The 21,066-nt window shown below is 48.5% G+C and carries 17 protein-coding genes, 3 tRNA genes and 1 pseudogene; 11 read left to right on the plus strand and 10 right to left on the minus strand.

Features of this window, described 5'->3' with window-relative positions:
• Positions 1–6 precede the first annotated feature (6 nt).
• Positions 7–1,170 carry a cysteine desulfurase family protein gene (locus ACRJJO_RS07675; RefSeq protein ID WP_431065267.1) on the minus strand — a complete coding sequence of 388 codons (1,164 nt, stop codon included), beginning with the start codon at positions 1,168–1,170 and terminating at the stop codon, positions 7–9.
• Positions 1,171–2,313: 1,143 nt separating this feature from the next.
• Here ACRJJO_RS07675 and ACRJJO_RS07680 point away from each other — a divergent pair.
• Positions 2,314–3,153, plus strand: coding sequence for an SHOCT domain-containing protein (locus ACRJJO_RS07680; RefSeq protein ID WP_431065268.1), 840 nt, complete (start codon positions 2,314–2,316; stop codon positions 3,151–3,153).
• A gap of 191 nt (positions 3,154–3,344) precedes the next feature.
• On the opposite strand, the gene mutS is transcribed toward ACRJJO_RS07680, so the two are convergent.
• Positions 3,345–5,912: a DNA mismatch repair protein MutS gene (mutS, locus tag ACRJJO_RS07685; RefSeq protein ID WP_431065269.1), complete on the minus strand. Its 2,568-nt coding sequence runs from the start codon at positions 5,910–5,912 to the stop codon at positions 3,345–3,347.
• 136 nt (positions 5,913–6,048) lie between these two features.
• On the opposite strand from mutS, the gene ACRJJO_RS07690 reads away from it, so the two are divergent.
• Positions 6,049–6,549, plus strand: coding sequence for a CinA family protein (locus ACRJJO_RS07690; RefSeq protein WP_431065270.1), 501 nt, complete (start codon positions 6,049–6,051; stop codon positions 6,547–6,549).
• Between the two features lie 15 nt (positions 6,550–6,564).
• Complete coding sequence (locus tag ACRJJO_RS07695) at positions 6,565–7,575, plus strand: Gfo/Idh/MocA family protein (protein ID WP_431065271.1); 1,011 nt, start codon at positions 6,565–6,567, stop codon at positions 7,573–7,575.
• Here the strand turns inward: ACRJJO_RS07695 and ACRJJO_RS07700 are convergent, their stop codons facing one another.
• Together ACRJJO_RS07700 and ACRJJO_RS07705 are read right to left on the minus strand one after the other, a co-directional pair.
• Entirely contained in the window at positions 7,576–8,556 is a 981-nt protein-coding gene (locus tag ACRJJO_RS07700) for an ABC transporter substrate-binding protein (protein ID WP_431065272.1), read from the minus strand.
• Between the two features lie 899 nt (positions 8,557–9,455).
• Positions 9,456–10,445 (minus strand): ATP-binding cassette domain-containing protein, encoded by a 990-nt coding sequence (locus ACRJJO_RS07705; RefSeq protein WP_431065273.1) that lies wholly within the window; start codon positions 10,443–10,445, stop codon positions 9,456–9,458.
• Between the two features lie 360 nt (positions 10,446–10,805).
• On the opposite strand from ACRJJO_RS07705, the gene ACRJJO_RS07710 reads away from it, so the two are divergent.
• The 7 genes from ACRJJO_RS07710 to ACRJJO_RS07740 all read left to right on the plus strand — a co-directional run bounded on the left by ACRJJO_RS07710 (position 10,806) and on the right by ACRJJO_RS07740 (position 14,183).
• Positions 10,806–11,228 (plus strand): tetratricopeptide repeat protein, encoded by a 423-nt coding sequence (locus ACRJJO_RS07710; RefSeq protein ID WP_431065274.1) that lies wholly within the window; start codon positions 10,806–10,808, stop codon positions 11,226–11,228.
• A 3-nt stretch (positions 11,229–11,231) separates the two neighbouring features.
• The gene (gltX, locus tag ACRJJO_RS07715; RefSeq protein ID WP_431065275.1) at positions 11,232–12,635 is read left to right on the plus strand and encodes a glutamate--tRNA ligase; all 1,404 of its coding nucleotides are present in this window, start codon (positions 11,232–11,234) and stop codon (positions 12,633–12,635) included.
• 47 nt (positions 12,636–12,682) lie between these two features.
• Positions 12,683–12,758: transfer RNA gene (locus ACRJJO_RS07720), tRNA-Ala, on the plus strand.
• 18 nt (positions 12,759–12,776) lie between these two features.
• Positions 12,777–12,852, plus strand: a tRNA-Glu gene (locus ACRJJO_RS07725).
• A 54-nt stretch (positions 12,853–12,906) separates the two neighbouring features.
• Positions 12,907–12,982: transfer RNA gene (locus ACRJJO_RS07730), tRNA-Glu, on the plus strand.
• 301 nt (positions 12,983–13,283) lie between these two features.
• Positions 13,284–13,751, plus strand: a complete 468-nt coding sequence (bfr, locus tag ACRJJO_RS07735) for a bacterioferritin (protein ID WP_431065276.1) — start codon at positions 13,284–13,286, stop codon at positions 13,749–13,751.
• A gap of 99 nt (positions 13,752–13,850) precedes the next feature.
• The gene (locus ACRJJO_RS07740; protein ID WP_404356175.1) at positions 13,851–14,183 is read left to right on the plus strand and encodes an exosortase system-associated protein, TIGR04073 family; all 333 of its coding nucleotides are present in this window, start codon (positions 13,851–13,853) and stop codon (positions 14,181–14,183) included.
• Positions 14,184–14,282: 99 nt separating this feature from the next.
• Here ACRJJO_RS07740 and ACRJJO_RS07745 read toward each other — a convergent pair whose 3' ends face one another.
• The 6 genes and pseudogenes from ACRJJO_RS07745 to msrA all read right to left on the minus strand — a co-directional run bounded on the left by ACRJJO_RS07745 (position 14,283) and on the right by msrA (position 19,882).
• A complete protein-coding gene (locus tag ACRJJO_RS07745) occupies positions 14,283–14,864 on the minus strand; it encodes a TIGR00730 family Rossman fold protein (protein ID WP_431065277.1) in 582 nt (193 codons plus the stop codon).
• Positions 14,865–14,913: 49 nt separating this feature from the next.
• A complete protein-coding gene (locus tag ACRJJO_RS07750) occupies positions 14,914–15,162 on the minus strand; it encodes an MFS transporter small subunit (RefSeq protein WP_431065278.1) in 249 nt (82 codons plus the stop codon).
• Positions 15,053–16,480 carry an L-lactate MFS transporter gene (locus ACRJJO_RS07755; protein ID WP_431065279.1) on the minus strand — a complete coding sequence of 476 codons (1,428 nt, stop codon included), beginning with the start codon at positions 16,478–16,480 and terminating at the stop codon, positions 15,053–15,055. The genes ACRJJO_RS07750 and ACRJJO_RS07755 overlap by 110 nt, the downstream gene beginning before the upstream one ends.
• 438 nt (positions 16,481–16,918) lie before the next feature.
• Positions 16,919–17,467 carry a response regulator transcription factor gene (locus ACRJJO_RS07760; protein WP_431065280.1) on the minus strand — a complete coding sequence of 183 codons (549 nt, stop codon included), beginning with the start codon at positions 17,465–17,467 and terminating at the stop codon, positions 16,919–16,921.
• A complete protein-coding gene (locus tag ACRJJO_RS07765) occupies positions 17,445–18,863 on the minus strand; it encodes an ATP-binding protein (RefSeq protein WP_404356167.1) in 1,419 nt (472 codons plus the stop codon). The genes ACRJJO_RS07760 and ACRJJO_RS07765 overlap by 23 nt, the downstream gene beginning before the upstream one ends.
• Positions 18,864–19,250: 387 nt before the next feature.
• Positions 19,251–19,882, minus strand: a pseudogene (gene msrA / locus ACRJJO_RS07770) (peptide-methionine (S)-S-oxide reductase MsrA).
• A gap of 314 nt (positions 19,883–20,196) precedes the next feature.
• Between msrA and hslO the strand changes: the two are divergent.
• Positions 20,197–21,066, plus strand: a complete 870-nt coding sequence (gene hslO / locus ACRJJO_RS07775; RefSeq protein WP_431065281.1) for an Hsp33 family molecular chaperone HslO — start codon at positions 20,197–20,199, stop codon at positions 21,064–21,066.

The raw sequence follows: 21,066 nt of genomic DNA on the forward strand, positions 1-21,066 counted from the left end.
TACCGCTTAGGTTAGGGCCAGCGCTCGCAAACGTGTAACTTCCTCGATAAGGGCGAGTCCCGCGAGTTGGATTTCCGCCTCGGTTGTATAGCGTCCGAAGCTTATTCTGACCGCGCCGTAAAGTCTATCGCCTTCAATCGCCATTGCCCGCAGGACATGAGAGGCTTCGATGGCGCCGCTATTACAAGCGGAACCCGATGCAATCGCGAGTCGATCTCTTAAGGCGATAATTAGCGAGTCGGAACCGATGTTGTCGAAGCTGACATTGAGGATATTCGGAAGCGTATGCGTTTGTCCGCCGTTGAGGGTAACGCCTTCGATTCGATGCAAGCTATTTATCAGTGTTCGTTTTAACTGCCGGCAATGTTCAAAATCGTTCGATAAGTTTTCGTGGGCGATCTTGAAGGCGCTTGCCATGCCGGCAATTTGATGGCTTGCTAAGGTGCCTGGGCGTAGGTTGTGTTCTTGTCCGCCGCCATGCATCATCGGTGTGAGCCGAGTTTTTTTGCGGTTGCGAACATACAAGCCGCCGATGCCTTTAGGTCCGTAAAATTTATGCGCCGAGATAGACAGTAAATCAATCGGCGTTTTTGATAAGTCTATCGCTAGTTTACCTGCGCTTTGGGCGGCATCGACATGAAAGAATAAGTTTGTGCCGGCGAGGGCGTCTGCGATTTGTTCGATTGGTTGTATGACGCCGGTTTCGTTGTTGACATGCATGACCGATACCATAATCGTCTCATCCGTGATCGCGTTCAGCAAGTCTTTCGTGTTAATCATGCCTTCCTTATTAGGCGATAGGTATGTCACCGAAAAACCTTCGTTTTCCAGATATTTGCAAGTGTCTAAGACCGATTTATGTTCAATTGCCGATGTAATAATGTGCCGGCCCCGGCCGCGATAGGTAAGCGCAATCCCTTTGATGGCAAGGTTGCTAGATTCCGTAGCGCCGGAAGTGAAAATAAAATCTTTGGCATCGGCACCGATTAATTTGGCGATTTGAGTGCGTGCGTGTTCAACAGCGGATTCCGCCGCTTCTCCTAAGCAGTGTTGAGTGGAGGCGGGGTTGGCGAAGAGGCCCGATTGCGTTAAATAGGGCAGCATGGCTTCCACCGCTTCAGGCGCCGTCGGTGTGGTAGCGGCATAATCGAGATAAATTGGGGTATTCAAGTTATTCTAGGATTCGGTTGATGACTAAATTGCCTGGATTCTATCAAATTGGTCTATCCAGTGAGAGTTAGTTTTGTCTGTGGTTCCCACGGTCCTCCGCTCATTGTTATACACAAAAATCGGTGAGCTTGCTAAACATAGGTCATCGTATACCCGGGAACGGTGCTGTTTGATAAACCTGCGGATATTGAACATCAGTGGCTCCGAAATCGCGATCTAGGGGTCGCTCCCACAGAGCATCCCGTCTCTTGTGGGAGCGACGCCTTCGTCGTCCCTCACCTAACGCTAGGTGAGGGAAAGCCGGGTACTTTTGTCTGGTTCCCACGGTCCTCCGTGGGAACCCATACCTTGGCTGCCGAAACAAGACCGGTATGCATTCCCACGCTGGAGCGGTGGGAACGAGGGAAAGCCGGGTGCTTTGTCTGGTTCCCGCGGTCCTCCGTGGGAACCCTTACCTTGGCTGGTACAACAAGACCGGTATGCATTCCCACGCTGGAGCGGTGGGAACGAGGGAAAGCCGGGTGCTTTGTCTGGTTCCCGCGGTCCTCCGTGGGAACCCTTACCTTGGCTGGTACAACAAGACCGGTATGCATTCCCACGCTGGAGCGGTGGGAACGAGGAAAATCCTATTTTCAACAGTTTTAGGAAAGTTGTTGACAAAGCAAGATAATCGTTTCAATCTTCTCTTTTGCTAAATCCTATCTCACTGCCTTTAAGTTATCGCGGATTCAAAAAACATCATTCTAGAATGGATTACAGGAACCAAAAAGCTAACGACGATTTTGGTTTGAAAGCATCTATATTGCTTGGATACGGGCATTAAGGGTTAACTTAACGATAGGGTAGGCTTACCGGCAACAACAGTTTGGCCGATACGAGTTCCACGACGTCATGCAATTGGAATTATGCTCATCGTAGATGAAAATTCGGCCTCGGGGTGCCCGTCAAAGGACGCCGTGAATACGTCCATGTAGGCTCTATGCCAGCTCCATGCTGGCAAAGCCTTTACCGAGCACCCCGAGGCCTCCTCCGGCACTACCGAAATTTGAAGTGCGAAAGGTATAACTGTCTGATGAGTCGGGTAAATTATCGGAAACAGCAAGAAGTAAAAGCTCTCAATTTTGTACTTTGGCGGAAAATTCAATGAATCAGCTTACACCGGAAGGCTCTTCCATTATCAATCAACTCGCTCACCGTTATCATTTCAGCTTTGATGCAGTTTGCAGCCTCCTGCAATCCGTGATCAACGGCAATGGATCGATGGCTCAATTCAATCATCCTGAATTCGGCGGCTCGGGGCAATGGATGCGCGGCGGAATGATTATGGTGGGCGACATGTTTAATAATCAACTCAAAAACTCTATCTCTGGATTGTGTCAAGAATTGTCCGATTTAGTCGCGAGTCAGCCGAATTTGCTTCAAAAGGGGTCTTTCCAGTCGCAATCACAAGGATCTCAGCAGCAAAACAATTATTCCGGAGGCCAACAGCAGCAAAATAGCAACGGGCCGTCGGGGCCGGTTAGCTTGTTTGTCCCGCCTTCGAATACTCAGTCCGCAAACTGGTGGCCGGCCGGCTTACAATTTCCTAGCAGCACGGGGGCACAAAACAATTTACGTTATGCCTATTTTGCGACTATTCACCGGTTGGCGATTGAAGCCAATGGGCATGTAACGCTTTACGACACGCTGGATCATCAAATTAGCGGGTTTTCTCAGCAACAGTCGGTAGGCGGTTCTTTGTCTTTTACCAGCCAATACGGTTTGGTCGACGTAAACAGTTTGCCTGTGATTTCGGTGGACAACGTGCCAATGGATGCGAAGTCTAAACCTGTCCAGCAGTCGGCTGTACCTAATAAGCCGGCATCTAGTCATGAAGAGGACATTTTTGTGACTATCGAAAAGCTGACTGATTTGAAAAATAAAGGCATATTGACTGACGAAGAATACAATGCCAAAAAAGCCGAATTGTTAGGGCGATTATGAAGGTTAGCTGTAGCGCGAAATCGCCGGAATCATGACCGCGTGAAGTATAAGCAGCGGGTAATGCGTTCACGGGGCATTTATTGATCCGCCACGCCTCGCACTTTCATTTGCCGGGGCGATGGCCATGCCTTTTATTCTTAGACGGTTTTTCAATCAAAAGGGAGTAGGATAGTAGTCGCCCGAGCTTAAAATCACTCCACCATCTTTTTCAAACGATACAGCGTATCCAAGGCTTGCCTCGGGCTTAAGTTGTCCGGGTCTAACTCCTCGATCAAACAGACTGCCGGATGGCACTCTTGGGTCGCAAATAAATCCAATTGCTGATTGCCCGATTCGGTCTGGTTTTGATAATAGGTGTTGTTTTCGAGATGCTGCAATTTCAATTTGGCTTTGTCGATCACTGTTGCCGGAACACCTGCCAGTGAGGCGACTTGCAGCCCGTAACTTTGGCTCGCCGGGCCGTCCTTGACCGCATGTAGAAACACGATTTTGTCGCCGTACTCCATCGCGTCGAGATGGACGTTATGGATCGGTTTTTGCTCTTCCGCTAGAGTCGTCAACTCGAAATAGTGCGTCGCGAATAAGGTGTATGCCTTTGTGACTTTTGCCAAATGATCGGCGCAAGCCCAAGCCAAAGATAAACCGTCAAAAGTACTGGTTCCGCGGCCGATTTCGTCCATCAATATCAAACTTTGTTCGGTTGCGTTATGCAGAATGTTGGCTGTTTCCGACATTTCGACCATGAAAGTCGAGCGCCCGCCGGCCAAGTCGTCCGAAGCGCCGATGCGGGTGAAAATCTTATCGACCGGGCCGATCGTTGCGGCCTTGGCCGGAACATAACAGCCGACATGTGCGATCAATACGATCAAAGCCGCCTGGCGCATATAAGTCGATTTACCACCCATATTCGGGCCAGTGATGATGAGCATGCGTCGCTGAGGCGATAGTTTAAGATCGTTTGCGACAAACGGAATCTCGGATACTTGTTCGACGACGGGATGCCGTCCGCCTTCGATATCGATGCCGGGCTTGTCGGTCAATTGCGGGCGAGTCAAGTTCAATGTTTCGGCGCGTTCGGCAAATGCCGCCAGCACATCCAGTTCGGCGAGTCCTTGCGCGCATTGCTGCAGATCGGTTAATGACTCGCCGAGCTTGTTCAGCAATTGATCGTATAGCAGTTTTTCGAAAGCCAGCGATTTTTCTTTCGCACTCAGAACTTTATCTTCGAAGGTTTTTAATTCCTCGGTAATGTAGCGCTCGACGCCTTTCAGCGTTTGTTTACGGTGGTAGTGTGCCGGAACTTTCTCGACATGTAATCTTGAAATCTCGATATAGTAACCATGCACGCGGTTGTAATTGACTTTTAGGCCGCTAATGCCGGTCGCGGCCTTTTCGCGTTCCTCCATATCGAGCAGAAATTGATCGGCATTGCGGCTTAAGTTGCGCAGTTCATCGAGTTCGGCATGGTAGCCGGGCGCAATGACGCCGCCGTCGCGAATTAGGACCGGCGGGTTGTCGATAATGGCTCGTTGCAACAGCGCCGATAACTCGGGTTGTTCGGTGAGTTGTTCGGCCAGGCGCATCAGCTCCGGACTGTCGGTATTCGATAGCAAGGGCTGCAATGTCGGTAAAACGGCCAGCGTATTGCGTAACACGATCAAATCGCGCGGCCTGGCTGACTTGAGTGCGATGCGAGAACTGACTCGCTCGATGTCGCCGACCGCATTCAATTGATTGCGAACGTCATCTAAAAGCCGTTCGGACAATAGCGATTCAATTGCCGAATATCGGTTTTGCAGAATGGCTTGATCTCTGAGCGGTCGGTTGATCCAGCGGCGCAGACAACGACTGCCCATCGCGGTGACGGTTTTGTCGAGTACGCCGAATAAGGTGTAGCGCAGCTCGCCGGTCGGATGCGTGTCCAGTTCCAGATTGCGGCGGCTAGCGGCATCGAGTTTAATGCCCTCGGAATTGTTTTCGACCCGAATGCCTTGAATATGGGGCAGGGCGCTTTGTTGTGTGTCTTTAACGTATTGCAACAGACAACCGGCCGCGGCAATAGCCATCGGCATATTTTCGCAACCGAAGCCTGATAGATCGTGCGTGTTGAATTGATTCAATACCAGTTGACGCGCACTGTCAGGCTCGAAATGCCAAGGCGGGCGCTTACAAATGCCCTTGCGCTGCTTCAAAGCCTGTAGAAGAGCGATATCTTCGCTGACCAATAGCTCGGCCGGGTCCAGACGTTCGATTTCGCTCAACATCGTATCGGTCGAATCCAGTTGCTGCAATACAAAGCGTCCGCTGGTCACATCTAAAGCGGCGATACCGAATTTGGAATCGTCAACATGCAGCGCCACCAGCAAATTATCCTTACGATCTTCGAGCAAGGCTTCGTCGGTAACGGTGCCGGGTGTAACGATGCGAACCACCTTTCGTTCAACGGGTCCTTTCGAAGTCGCAGGATCCCCGATTTGTTCGCAAATCGCGACCGATTCGCTGTGGCGCAACAATTTCGCGATGTAGCCTTCGGCGGCATGATACGGAATGCCGGCCATCGGAATAGGTTCACCGGCCGACTGGCCGCGCTGCGTCAGCGTAATATCAAGGATCTGCGCGGCTTTTTTGGCATCGTCGAAAAAAAGTTCATAAAAATCGCCCATCCGGTAAAAAACGAGCGTGTCGGGATGGTCAGCCTTGATGCGCAGATATTGCTGCATCATCGGGGTGTGTTGCTTGCTGGTTTGTTTTATACTCATAGATATTATTTTATCTTAGGATTGAGTCATAGATAACTTTCTTATTTTTAATGCAGGCTAACCGAACCCGCGACAAAGCCATGGTTCTAGAAAGTTATTCGTCACGATATCCTTAAATTGATTAGGTCTTGCCCCATTGGTCTCATTAAATACAGAGAACGAAATCATCGAATTGGCTCGTGTGGTCGGGTTGAGCCTAAAGGAACGCGGTTGGCTGCTGACAACCGCCGAATCATGTACCGGCGGCGGCATTGCGCAAGCGATTACCGAAATACCGGGCAGTTCGGCTTGGTTCGACCGAGGCTTCGTGACTTACAGCAATGCCGCCAAAATACAAATGCTGGGCGTCCGGGCCGAGACGATCGAAAATTATGGCGCGGTTAGCGCCGAGACTGCGAGCGAGATGACAGGCGGCGCATTGAAACACAGTCAGGCCGATTGGGCAATCGCGGTGACCGGCATTGCCGGGCCTGGTGGCGGCACTTCGGTGAAACCGATCGGCACGGTTTACATCGCTTGGCAGCGGCGTGGTGCTATTGCCGAAATTGCCGAAATGCATTTTGATGGCGATCGCCACCAAATTAGAACCGAAACAATCAAGACCGCATTGGCGGAATGGTTGAATATTGATAAGTAAACACGGAGGAGAATCATGAACGAACACAAGAAATTGCGTTGGGGTATTTTAGGCGCGGCACGGGTCAACGAGCGGCTGATGCCGGCGATCGTCGATGCGATCAATGCCGAATTGGTCGCGATCGGCAGTCGACGTCCCGGCGCCGCGGCGGAAACCTTGGCGAAATATGCGCCGCATCAGCAAGGTGTTCGCGCTTACGATAGCCCTGAAGCGATTCTCGATGACGATGAAATCGAAGCGGTTTATTTGCCGATGGCGAATGGTGAGCATGCCGAATGGGCCTTGCGCGCGATCGAGAAGGGCAAGCATGTTTTGTGCGAAAAGCCAATGGCGTTGAAGGTTTCGGATATCGAAGCGATAGAAGCTGCGGCGCACCGTCATAACGTTACTGTGATGGAAGGCTTTATGTACCGTTTTCATCCGCAGCATTCGCGGGTCTTGGATGTTCTGCGTTCCGGCGAGATCGGCGAGGTTAAAACGGTGCGTGCGAGTTTTTCGTTCATGATGAAACCGGCTAGAATGTACCGGATCGCCGATAGTATCGATCAGGGCGGCGGAGCGATGTGGGATATAGGCTGTTATGCGATTCATTCGCTCAGGCTGTTTTTCGATGGAATGCCGGAGTCGGTCACTGCCGTTGCCAAATATATCGAAAGCGGCGCCGATACTGCGTGTAGCGGTGTGCTCGATTTCGGCGACGGCAAATACGCGCATTTCGATTTCAGTTTCGAGCGCGCGCGGCGCTGCGAATACGAAGTTGTCGGCACAAAAGGCGGTTTGAAATGTCATGGCGTTTGGCAAAATCCGGGCGATATTCCGGTCATTTCCTGGTGGACGGAGGGAGGGCGGCAATCTGAGGAGATACTCCCTATCGCCGATCATTTCCGTTTGGAAATCGAACACTTCAGCGATTGCGTTTTGACCGGCAAGGCTCCCGCACTTTCGCTTGAAGACGCTAAGACCAATTGTCGGATTATTGTCGGTGCGCTGCAATCGGCCGAGGATGGTCGGGTAATTCGTTTTTAATCATAAGTAGCTTGCGTCAATCAAACCGGTTAAGTCATTCTCGTGCGGCAGTTTTCCGGATTCGTACATGAAGGCGCTCAGGGTGCGCGCGCTGTTTAACAAAATCGGAGATGACCCTAGCAGTAAGCGTTGATTGTTACTTCGATCGGGAATGACTAAACCCTTGTATGTGCCAAGCACTTGAGCGGGCGATAATTTAAAGTGCGGTGCCATTCGGTAAGCGGCATCTTGTGGGTTTTTGGTCAGATGCTCAAGTGCTTTAAAGTGGGCAGCGACCAAATGGCGAATGGCTGGCGCTCGACTAAAACCTAAACGATCGGCTCGAAAGGCCAGAACATCAAAAATTGTGTCAGGAATTTTTCGACTGTCGAAAAGCTTGATTGCACCTTCGCGTAACAAACGGCTGGCAACCGGCTCGTAAGTGACTAGGGCGTCGACTTGTCGCTGTTGCCAGGCTTGAAAGTGGGCGTCGATTGTTAATGGAACAGCTGTGATTTCAGTCATTGACAAACCTGCGGCATCCAGGGCTTTATGCAGTAATAGCGAGCCGACTGCGCCTTGTTCAAAGCCGATGCGCTGCCCCTTGAGATCGGCTAGCTTTGCTATGTCGGGCCTAGCTACCAGCATATCCGCACCAGCTGAAATGTTAAATACCAAAACCACGGTAAGCGGCAAGCCGGATGCGCGCGCAGTCAAGACTTCGTCCAGCGTCAATGCTGCCCCGTCAATCTTGCCGTCGAGCAGTGCGTTTAATGATTCGGTTGCAGAAGTCGTTTCAATCAAGTCGACTAACGAGTTATCCAACCATTTTTCGCGCCGGGCTAGAAACAGAAATTCATAACCGGGCCAAGCATGAGCGGCAATCGCAATGCGTTGAGCAAACAATGATTCACATCCGGAAAGCCAGGGTGATAGGCTCAGTGCGGTAAGGCGCCGAATGAAATGCCGTCGGGATAGGTGGTTGATAAAGTTTGTTGCCATCACATTTGATGAAAAAATTTGAAGAGTTAAGAGATTCGCATTTCGTTGAGCATCCGGTTAGTGGGTGGGCTATGGAATTTAGGTGCTGGGTGAATACGCCCAAGTAGGCTCCATGCAGGTCTGTCACCTAGCGTTATGTGAGGGACAGAGAATTCCCAAGCGCCTCCTTAAGTATCGCCCAAATTTGATGTGCGAGAGGTATAAATTACGTCCTAGAGTTATGAGCTTTGTTGAGGGTTCGGCAACCATGCGCATAAAGCTAAAAACGGCCAACCTGCATCCACGCTCTTTCCCAAGCACCAGCTTCCTGAGACCGGCACAACCTAGGAACATTCGCAATCAACCCTGATTCGCTCGTTCAATCTTCCTTGATTGTCGGGAATCTAGAGCTTCCTGAACAGGTTACCCAAGCTGGAGCTCTCATCGTTATACATAAGTCAAAAATTACCGTTTTCCTCGTTCCCACCGCTCCAGCGTGGGAATGCATACCGATCTTGCCTCGGCTGACAAGGTATGGGTTCCCACGGAGGACCGTGGGAACCAGAAAAAAAATTACTGTTTTGCAATCTTAGCTAATGAGGCTTCGATACCATTTTTTGTCGCCCAACGTTCCCGACTTTCCCTCACCTAACGCTAGGTGAGGGAAAGTCACTGATGTTCAATATCCGCAGATTTATCAAACAGCACCGTTTCCAGGTATACGATGACCTCTGTTTAGCAAGTTTACCGATACTTGTGTATAACGGTGAGAGCTGGAGCTTGGGTAGCAGCATATTCGGGGAAGCGCCCTAAATGAAACTTTGGCAATTCAGTAAGTTAATTTTAGCGACTTCCTTATCTTGATGCGTAAGGGTTCGTCAACTCGCTTATGAGATAAGAAATGTAAAAGAATATTTATTTCAAAATGTTACGATCGAATTCGACTTGAAATTAACCCAAACTTCATCTCCCAATTGCAACTTTAAATCATGTAACGCTTCGAAGGTAATAAGGGCTTGAAAAATTTCGCCGGCTGAAACGTTGATTCTCACCTTGCCCATTTCCTCCGAAATTGATGTGACGCGTCCCGGATATTGGTTGCGAATACTGGAACAAAAAGGTTCTTTGGACAAGACAATTTCATGCGGATCGATCGAAATATGCCGACATCCTTCGATGTCCCCGGTTAAAACGACACTCAGTTTACCCGTATTAAAAATATGATTGTCCAGATGACCATGAAACAAGTTCAGTAACGGTGTTTGAACCTGGCTGCCGTTAATGAGCGTTATGACTTCGTCGGCCAGCGCTAAGCCTTGCAGTCGGTTGTGGGTGCTAAAGATCAAATTACGAGTGGAAGTTCTGTAATCTTGAATGAACTCCTCAAGCATAATGTTCGCGGCTTGATCCAAGTAACTGAATGGTTCGTCTAATAACAAAACCTCGGGGTCGTTAATCAGTGCGCGTGCAAGAGCCGCTTTTTGCAGTTGCCCACCCGACAGCATATTGGCTTGCCGGTTGAGTAAATGAATGGCATCGAAACGGTTGAGAACCTCGTTAATTTTGGTTTGCCAAAGCAGTTTCGGTGCGCCGTGTAATTTTAGCGCAAGTTTTAGATTATCAGCCACCGTGCCCCGCAGCATATAAGGTTTTTGGGTTAGTAGCCCAACGCGCTTTCTTAATGCTTGCAGTTGCTTTTTGGTGCGAACGGTTCCCCCCTTGAATGCGATGTTGCCTTGCTGCGGCGAATCTAAAAAAGCCAACATGTTAAGTAAGGTGCTTTTTCCGCAACCATTAGGGCCGATTAATGCAGTAATTTTACCGGTTTTGACGCTAAGCGAAGGCAGTGTGAGTGCTACCTTATCAACGTAAAGGAAACGAATATCGTTTAGTCGGTAAAGGTCGGTCATTTAAGTTACGCAGGTTGCTTGTCAGAGTGTATTTTCGAACAAATAGCCATTCAAGACAAATAGCTATTCATGGTCAATTGTGAGTCGTGAGATAAGGCTCGCTCAATGCTAATAGAATTGTAAATCCTTTCTAAGAAGAGTGCGGAATTCTGAATTTACCGAATGTTTAATTCCTCTCAGGGCTATGTCGTGAAATAATACGCGTTCTGAGAGTTGTTTCGTTTCGGCGGGTCGGAAAGTAAAACATTTGATTTGCCGAAAGCATTTTATCAACAACTCTGTCGTTAATCGATGCATGAGGTTAGAGGAATGATTAAAATAACAACGATAGCTTGCCTGTTGGTTTTAGCCGAGATTGGTATGGTTCATGCTGAAGAAGCCGATGCCAAAGCATCTGTTCAGGCTTCGGCGGAACAGGGTGATGCGCTTGCGCAAGCTAAAATGGGCGCCTTATATTTATTAGGTCGAGATGGTTTTGAAGTCGATGAGCAACAAGCCGCCGGGTGGATGCTTAAGGCGGCTGAGCAAGGTTTGCTCGAAGCTGAAGTCGTAGTTGCTGCAATGTATGATAGAGGCTTAGGTATGCCTCAAAATGTCAAAAAAGCCACGCAATGGTATGAAAAGGCTGCTGCAAAAGGTCATGGAGCTTCCTTGGCTATTCTCGGAAAGAACGAGGCGCCAAAGGGTAGTGTGGGGTTTAACTACCAGGCAATACGCATGCGAGCTTCCAAGCAAATTCCAAATGAATACGCAAAAAAGATTTTATCGAAAACGAATAAATAACAAATGACGACGAAAACACGATTTGCCCCGAGTCCGACGGGGTATCTTCATATCGGCGGCGCGCGGACCGCGCTTTTTTCTTGGTTGTATTCCCGTAAGCACGGCGGCCGGTTTGTTTTAAGAATCGAAGATACCGATCTGGAGCGTTCGACGCAGGAATCGGTCAATGCGATTCTAGAGGGAATGGCTTGGTTGGGCTTGGAATACGACGAAGGGCCTTTCTATCAGACGCACCGGTTCGAACGCTACAAAGCCGTCATACAGCAACTGCTCGACCAGGGGGACGCCTACTATTGTTATTGCAGTAAAGAAGAGCTGGAACAACTGCGTAACGAGCAGATGGCGAACAAAGAAAAACCTCGTTATAACGGCAAATGCCGGGAAACTTCGGGCGTGTCTGAAGGCGTCATGCCTGTGATTCGATTTAGGAACCCGGATGACGGCGAGGTGGTTATAAAGGATTTGGTGAAAGGTGATATTGTCGTTTCGAACAAAGAATTGGATGATTTGATTATCGCACGTTCCGATGGATCGCCGACTTACAATCTCAGTGTCGTCGTCGATGATATGGATATGGGGGTGACTCATGTGATTCGCGGTGACGACCACATAAACAATACGCCGAGACAGATGAATATATTGAAGGCGTTGGGCTCTCCGATTCCGGAATATGCACATCTGCCGATGATATTGGGCGCGGATGGTGCGAGATTGTCCAAACGCCATGGCGCGGTCAGCGTGATGCAGTACAGGGATGAAGGCTATTTGCCCGAAGCGCTATTGAATTATCTGGTTCGGTTGGGTTGGTCGCATGGCGATCAGGAAATTTTTAGCCTGGACGAAATGATCGAGTATTTCGAACTAAAAGACGTCAATGTGTCGGCATCGGCATTCAATCCGGAAAAGCTATTGTGGCTCAATCATCAATACATCATGAACTCGGATCCGGCTCATGTCGCGCGGCATTTAAGTTGGCACATGGGCGAGCAAGGTATCGACCCTACCGACGGACCGGATTTGGTTGAGTTAGTCAAAGTTCAAAAAGAGCGTTGCAAAACCTTGGTCGAAATGGCCACGATCAGTCGCTATTTCTACAAAGACTTCGATGAATACGATGAAAAGGCTGCAAAAAAGAATTTCAAACCGGAGAGTGCGGATGTTTTGCAACAGCTGCATGATCAATTTAGCGGGCTGGATAATTGGCAGGGAGAGGCTTTGCATCAAATTGTCGTCAATTTAGCCGAGACCTTGGGGTTGAATTTGGGAAAAGTCGCGCAACCCCTGCGAGTAGCGGTTTGCGGGACTGCGGTGTCGCCCCCGATTGATATGACATTGGCGTTGTTGGGGCGCGAAAAAACATTGGCGCGATTGGTTCATGCCGTAGATTTTATCAAGTCTTTAAATTAAAGCTGGACAAGAATTTAAAATCCTGTAGAATATGCGGACTCAAGTGAGGGGCCATAGCTCAGCTGGGAGAGCGCAACACTGGCAGTGTTGAGGTCAGCGGTTCGATCCCGCTTGGCTCCACCAATTGAATTAGCGTCTTAAGTCCCCATCGTCTAGTGGCCTAGGACACCGCCCTTTCACGGCGGTAACGGGGGTTCGAACCCCCCTGGGGACGCCATTTCGCACAAAAAAGTTCAGATATCGGTTCTGAAAAAAATACCGATCCGTTTTAGTCCCCATCGTCTAGTGGCCTAGGACACCGCCCTTTCACGGCGGTAACGGGGGTTCGAACCCCCCTGGGGACGCCATTTATTGAAGGCTTACGATCTTTGGTCGTAGGCCTTTTTTATTGCCTGCTGTTTTCTATCTTAGAAAAAGCATCTAACCGTAACGATCATGAAGAAGCTGTCCATCGCCCCGGCAAATGAAAGTGCGAGGGGTGACTGGGTACGGTTCGCGTACTTTCACAGTAACGTTCACGAAGCAGAGCTAAACGATCGGTTTTAATTTATGTGTACACTTATTCGGTAAATATATTATTCTGAGGCATTATAATGACCGTTGCGTTTGTTGTATCGGTTCAATGTGTTACGAATTAAGGAGTCACAGATGAAAGGTAATAGTCAAGTTATCGAGCGCTTGAACGAATTATTGGCCGGCGAATTGACAGCAATCGATCAATATTTTATTCATTCGCGTATGTATGAAAATTGGGGGTTCGGTAAACTCTACGAACGCATTGCTCATGAAGTGCAAGATGAGACGGCTCATGCCGATGCATTAATCAAGCGCATTTTATTTTTGGAGGGTACTCCGGATTTATCCAAGCGTGAGCCTCTAAAGGTCGGTTCGAATGTCTCGGATATGCTGACAAACGATCTTGAATTGGAATTAAAGGTCGTAGCTTCATTGCGGGTGGTCATTGCCTTTTGCGAATCGGTGCAAGATTATCAGACCCGAGAAATTTTGGAAGGCATGCTAAAGGATACAGAGGATGATCATACGCATTGGCTGGAACAGCAATTGGGGTTAATCGATAGAATCGGATTGCAAAACTATTTGCAATCGCAACAATAATGTTGATTTCTTACTGCGATATTGCCCTGTTAAGGCTGAATTAACAATGCTGTTATTCAATAGGATTTATTTAATTTAAATTTTTTATAAGGAGGGTATATGAAAATTCCAAGACAATATTTCATCGTTTTTTTTACAGTTTTTATGATGTTTTCTGTGCAAAACGCGAATGCGTATTCCGCAGCCGATAAATCGTTGCGTGGATTAGCCGGGATGACGACTGGAGTGCTCGAGATTCCGGGGAACATGGTTAAGGAGAGTCAGGCTCAGGGCCCTGCAATCGGAATACCGATGGGATTCGCTATGGGGCTGGGTATGATGGTAACGCGCACGATGGTGGGCGTTTATGAGTTTCTTTCTGCTCCGTTTCCATTGCCGGCCGGCTTTCGTCCGATTTTGAAGCCCGAGTACCCTTGGGATTATTTCAAATAGTTTTTCGTCCTGGGAACTACTCCCTATATACTCAAAAAAGGCTAACTTTAAATTGAGACGAATTAACAGCTAGTCGGTTGGTTTGATCCGTTACAATCATTAAGTGGCGCCCCGCTCGATCCATTGTTCGACTGATGGCGCTCGATAGGTTGAAAAAGCATCCAATAATTGTTTTGGGTGTTTTTCAATCAACAGCATCGAACGATCGACCGGTTTGACGAATTGTTCGTCAACGGCATGATCCAAAAACGCAACCAAGCCGTCATAGTAGCCGTCAATATTGAGCAAGCCGCAGGGTTTTCGATGCAAGCCCAGTTGCGCCCAAGTCAGTATCTCAAATAATTCTTCCAGCGTGCCTAGTCCGCCGGGCAAGGCGATAAACCCGTCGGCTAGATCGGCCATTAAGGCTTTACGTTCATGCATCGATCCGACAATTTTAAGTTCAGTCAGTCCATAGTGAGCTACTTCCTTATCCACTAAGTCTTGAGGAATCACGCCGATGACTTCTCCGTTTTGCGCCAATACGGCATCGGCAAGTTGTCCCATGATCCCTACGTGGGCGCCGCCGTAAACTAAACCGATGTCATGGAGCGCAAGTTCTTTAGCGAGAAGATGTGCAGCAAGAGTATATTCGGGCCGTTTTCCGGATCTAGACCCGCAATAAACGCAAATTCTTTTCATTTGATAAGCCTTCTATAATCCGCCTAAATATTGAATCGCATTGGGCAGGTTAATTAAACAAAATCATGGATTTACGCAACGTCGACCACACGCCCCAAATCAAAGGAATGGCGACATAAAGCCAAAATATTAGCAACAGTATCCATTGGCCGGGTTTAAAAGGTTTGCTGTTTTTCATCGGAGGAGGCTCACGAAGCGGTTTTTGTTGATGTTGAAGTGTTCGTATTCCGAGACTCATCGAGCGGATAAGCGCCGTCCAGTTCGTCGAATTCATCGTGTTGCATATAATGCTTTTCATGTACCGGCTTGATCAATAAATTACAGAAAAAACCCAAGAGTAAAATGCCTGCCATGATATACATCGTGACGTTATAGGCATCGGTTTTCGCGATGCCTTGGGCGATCTGAAATTCTCGGATATAGTTGACCAAAACCGGGCCCAACACGCCAGCCGTCGACCATGCGGTTAGAAGTCGGCCGTGAATGCCGCCGACATAACGCGTACCGAAAATATCGGCCAAATAAGCGGGAATCGATGAAAAGCCTCCGCCGTACATACTCAAAATAACCGCGTAAAGCACGATGAACAAGGCAATGTTTCCAGACATGCCGACCGAAGGAACAGCCGCATAAAGCCCTGCGCCGACGGCAAAAAATACAAAATAAGTGCTCTTGCGCCCGATATAGTCGGACACGGTGGACCAGAAAAAACGCCCGCCCATGTTGAATAGACTTAACAAACCGACGAAGCCGGCCGCGGCCGCCGGCGTGACGAGTCCCTTGAATATTTCCTGAATCATCACCGAAGCTTGTCCCAGTACACCGATACCTGCCGTCACATTTAAACACAAAACCAGCCACAGCAAATAGAATTGCGGCGTTTTCAAGGCCTGATCGATATGGACATGGCGATGCGTGATCATCTTGTTACGCAGTACGGGCGGTTTCCAACCTTCGGGGCGCCAATCTTCGGGCGGCGTGCGAATTGTTAGTGCGCCGATCATCATCGATAAGAAATATAAACCGCCCATCGTCAAGAATGTTTCGATCACGCCGACCGATACGGACGATTGGAAATGATCCATCAGCAATACCGACAATGGCGCGCCGATCATCGCGCCGCCGCCGAAACCCATGATTGCCATGCCGGTCGCCATGCCTCGCCGGTCGGGAAACCATTTAATCAAGGTTGAAACCGGCGAGACATAGCCTAAACCGAGACCGATGCCTCCGATGACGCCATAGCCCAAATACAGCAGCCAGATTTGATGCAAAAAAATGCCTAATGCCGAAATCAAAAAACCGCCACCGAAACAGCACGCGGCCACGAACATCGTCAAGCGCGGGCCGACTTTTTCGAGCCACTTACCGCCGAATGCGGCCGATATTCCCAGAAAAACGATGGCCAGACTGAAAATCCAGCCCAGCTCGGTCAATTTCCAGTCGTCTGGCGAGGAAGCCGAAACTCCGATCACCCGAGTCAAAGGTTCGTTAAATACGCTAAACGCATAAGCTTGGCCAATGCACAAATGCACTGACAAAGCGGCGGGCGGCACCAGCCAGCGGTTGTAGCCGGGAGAGGTGGTTATACGTTGTTTAGAAAAAAATCCGGGCATGAAAAACCTTTTACATTTCAGTCTAGGCCTTTGGGTCTGTAAACCTGGCTTTAACATTTTTCGGTTATACAAAGATGGAATAATAGCTAAAAATAACTATCAAAGCACTGCAAGATGTTGCTGAGCTATCGGTGAGGTCCGTGAATCTTCGGTGGGTGCTATCTTATCGGAATCGGACTGGATGTATACCCATCGAAGATCAAAATTCGGCACCGGGGTGTCCGTCAACCTAAAAAGAACAGTTGATATGTGTTGTAGACTGACTGTTCGTGCTGAGCCAAGTCGAAGCATGAAGGGTCTACAACACTTCATGCTACCCTTCAACAGGCGCAGCCGAAGGGCTCAGGGCGAACAGTAGTTTGAAGCTCTCAACTGCTCTTTTTAGGTTTATGGATTACATGATAGTGAAAGAGGCGGCTTAGAGATTAGGCGGCGTTATTATTCTCTAACGGGCCGCTTATCAAGTTTGCGTTGTAAGGTTCTGCGGTGCATGTTTAGTGCGCGCGCCGCAGCCGATATGTTGCCGTCATGTTGCATCAGCACTTTTTGTAGATGCTCCCATTCCAAGCGTTTGATCGATAGCGGGTTTTCATTGATGCTGACCGAAGCGTCTCCTTCGTTTTTATTCAGTGCGGCGACAATTTCATCGGCATTGGCCGGTTTCGTCAGATAATGAATAGCACCAAGTTTGATAGCCTCAACCGCCGTGGCGATACTGGCGAAACCGGTTAGCATCACGATCCGCGTGTTATCGTCGAGCGACATTAGCTTCTTAACTAATTCCAGACCGGACTGATGACCGATGCGTAAGTCGATCACCGCGTATTCAGGCTCGAATTGTTCGGCGAGTTTGATTCCGTTTTCGACGTTGTTGGCGACCAGGACTTCGTATGAGCGTTTTTCCAATGCGCTTTGTAACACCTTGCAAAAAGTTTCGTCGTCGTCGACTAAAAGTAATCGAGGTTTATCCGGTTCCTGTGATGTCATTTGCTTCCTCCAAAGCGAGTAAAGGCAGGGTAATATCCACGCAAGCCCCGCCGGATTCTAAATTAGTGAATTCTATTTTGCCAGCTAACCGGCGAATGGTGCTACACGTTAAAAAAAGCCCTACGCCTAGGCCGGACTTATTGCTAATGACCGGCTGTTTACCGATCAGTTCCAAAATTTCCGAACGCACGCCGGGGCCGAAGTCGCGAATCTTTATATGGGCTTGTTCCAAGTCCCAAGAGGCATGAAATTCGATGCCGAGGTCGTCTTGAGTCGCTTCGGCGGCATTGTTCAAAATGTTGATCAACGAATGAGTCAGTGTACGTTCGGCAATGATGCCGGCATTTGTCGGCACTACAGGATTGATAAACAAATTGAGTTTGGTTTCGGGTCTGTGCGTGCGCCATTGGCTGATTACTTCATCGATATATTCGATCAACGGCATGATTTTACCGGATTCCGCCCGCATTTCACCCGCGCTGGCCGACATGACTGATAACGCTTGTTTGCAACGGTTGATTTGTTGAGCCATGATTTGGGCTTTTTCATGTAGATCGGGATAGCGGTGATCGGGGTATTCGTTTTCTAATTCATGGGCGACGATCGCAATAGTTGCCAGCGGTGTGCTGATGTCGTGAGCGGCACTTGCCGCTAGGGTGCCAAGCGAAACAACACGCTCATCCCGTAAGGCATTTTCACGCGCTTCGGCGAGCGACCGTTCCTGAGCTCTAAGTGTTTTCGCTAGTTCCACAACAAAAAATGCGACCAAACCTGCACTGAATACAAAACCGAACCACATGCCGAAGATATGCAGATTGAAATAATGCTTATCGCCTATTTCGTGCATTTGGCGCAGCATTTCGAAATGATCCATGTCCGAATGCGGCGAGTCGGCAGTCATTTTTTCGATCATCATCAATTCGGGTGTTGTGGTCGGTATATGAGGTTCTATGGCCGGTAAGGGTATGTTGTAGGTGATTAAAACCGTATAAGTCGATGTGGTCAAAATCACCATATACCATGCATAAGACGGCGGCAGCATGATCGCAGTAATGATCAACGGCAACAAAAACACCCAGATAATCGGATTGGAGGCGCCGCCCGTCATATAGAGGAGTGCTGCAATGCTCAAGACGTCGATGACCAAATGAGAAAAAATTTCTAGTTCGGTCACCGGGTCGTCCGTTTTCAAACGCATCCAAGTATAGAGATTGACCGATGCAATCGAAAGCACGACTAGCCAAAGCTGTTCCTGAGGTAGAACGATGTTTAGTCCATGCACGGATATTAGGATGAGCACCGATTGACTGGCTATCATCAGATTTCTCAAGATGAAGAGCCATTTCAGGTTTTGTTTTGTCGATAATTCGGTTTTAGGCAGTATGTCTGAAAACATGAAATACTTTAATTGGTTAAGTTAATTTTTCGGGAGTGAATTAAGAAGGAATTCCCTTGTTCCCACCGCTCCAGCGTGGGAATGCATACCGGTCTTGTTTCTGCGGCCAAGGTATGGGTTCCCACGGAGGACCATGGGAACCAGAAAAATACCAATACCAATATTAGCGGCTATGAATCGATGACAGATTAGGCTGCGACAATATGTCACATTTTTATTTGCATTTCATATTGCTAGTATATATCTAACTTTTGAGGTTTTACTTTAAATCTCAATGCTGAAAGTTGCGTTATATATCCTTCCTAAATATCTTCTTAAGCGGTTTTTGTAAACCGCTTTTTTTTGCCTGTCGGAAAGCGATTGTAGCTAGTTGGCTGCTATTCCATGCTAATCGTAGCTAACCCCCAAGCCGCCTAATCCGCAATAACCGCCCGGGTTTTTGGCCAGATATTGTTGATGATAGTCCTCGGCATAATAAAAAATGTCGGCCGGTAATATTTCGGTACTAATCAGGCCGTGGCCGTTGTTTGATAATCTCTGTTGATAGTATTTTTGCGACCGGCATGCGGCTTTTTCCTGTTCCGTTGAGTAAAAATAAATACCCGAGCGATATTGTGTTCCGATATCGTTACCTTGGCGCATGCCTTGCGTCGGATTATGAGATTCCCAAAATAGTTTCAATAGGTACTCATAAGTTATGAGTTTCGGATCGAAGACCACTCGAACGACTTCACTGTGACCGGTTTTTCCGGTGCAGACTTCCTCGTAGCTTGGGTTAGGTGTGTAGCCGCCGCTATAGCCGACCGCAGTACTGTAAACTCCATGGCATTGCCAGAATTTTCGTTCGGCTCCCCAAAAGCAGCCCATGCCGAATAGTGCAAGAGCCAAGTGATCGGGAAAAGGAGGAACGATCATGTGGCCTGTGACAAAGTGATTCGGAGTTACGTTATGGGGGTTTCTCGGCCAGGCAAGGCTTGTGACGGGGGGACCATGACGGTTTTTTTATGGCTAAAGATCATTACGAATACCGGTGGTTCAGTGGCTGTTTAAATGAGATTAAGTATAAAAGCTGTGTTGCGTTAATAGTTGAAGTGAATACTACACCAATCTCGAAGTAATTATTCACACCCCCTATCGTTCCAACGCTCCAGCGTGGGAATGCCGCCCGAGACGCTCTAGCGTCTCGTACCGCTGGAGCGGTACTCAGGCATTCCCACGCAGAGCGTGGGAACGATAATTGCCGGGGGACTGAATAGTTACACTATTACCGCATACATAGCCTAAGTAAAACTATGCCTTATAATAACCTTTAATTTAATGAAATGATTAAAACATGAAAGAACAAGATCAATTACGTCGTTTTATATTCGAAGACCTGGGTGTTAGAGGCGAATGGGTTAAGCTAAATGAAAGCTGGCGTCAATCGATAGCACACCAGCAGGCTTCGCCGTTTATTATGGAGCAGTTGGGTCAAGCGTTGGCCGCCGTAACTATGTTGTCCGCCATTGTAAAATTTAAAGGCTCGATGATTTTGCAGGCTCAAGGAGCCGGTGTTATCAGAACGTTGGTGGCTCAATCCTCGGATGAAAGAAATATTCGCGGTCTGGTTCGCTGTAACGAGGATGTCGATAGCGCTTCGTTCGAGCAAATGTATGGGCAAGGACAATTAATATTAACGATTGAGAGTGAAAATAGTTCGCCCTATCAAGGGGTGGTTCCATTAGCAGGACGAAATCTCGGTGAAGCGTTGGAGACCTATTTCAGCCAATCCGAACAATTAAATACTCGAGTTTGGTTGGTCGCGGATCAGCATCAAGCTGCAGGCTTGTTGTTGCAGGAATTGCCGAGCCGGAAGGGTGACAAGGAAGATTGGGCACGTATTGAAATGTTAGCTCAAACGGTGACGGATCGCGAATTATTGGAACTGGATTGCGAGCCGCTCTTATATCGATTGTTTAACCAGGAAAAAGTCAGAGTACTCGATTCCGAATCGGTCGAGTTTCGTTGCGCTTGTTCACGAAACAAGATCGAAAACACATTGCGTTCCCTGGGAAGAGAAGAACTTGAGGATATTTTGCAGTCTCGAGGCGACATAGAAGTCAATTGCGAATTCTGTGGACAAAATTATTCATTCGACCGTATAGATGTCGAAGGTTTGTTTGCCGACATCGCAGTGACTAACGCAACAGATACGAGGCATTGA

This window comes from Methylotuvimicrobium sp., assembly GCF_050611805.1.
Classification (GTDB): Bacteria; Pseudomonadota; Gammaproteobacteria; order Methylococcales; family Methylomonadaceae; genus Methylotuvimicrobium.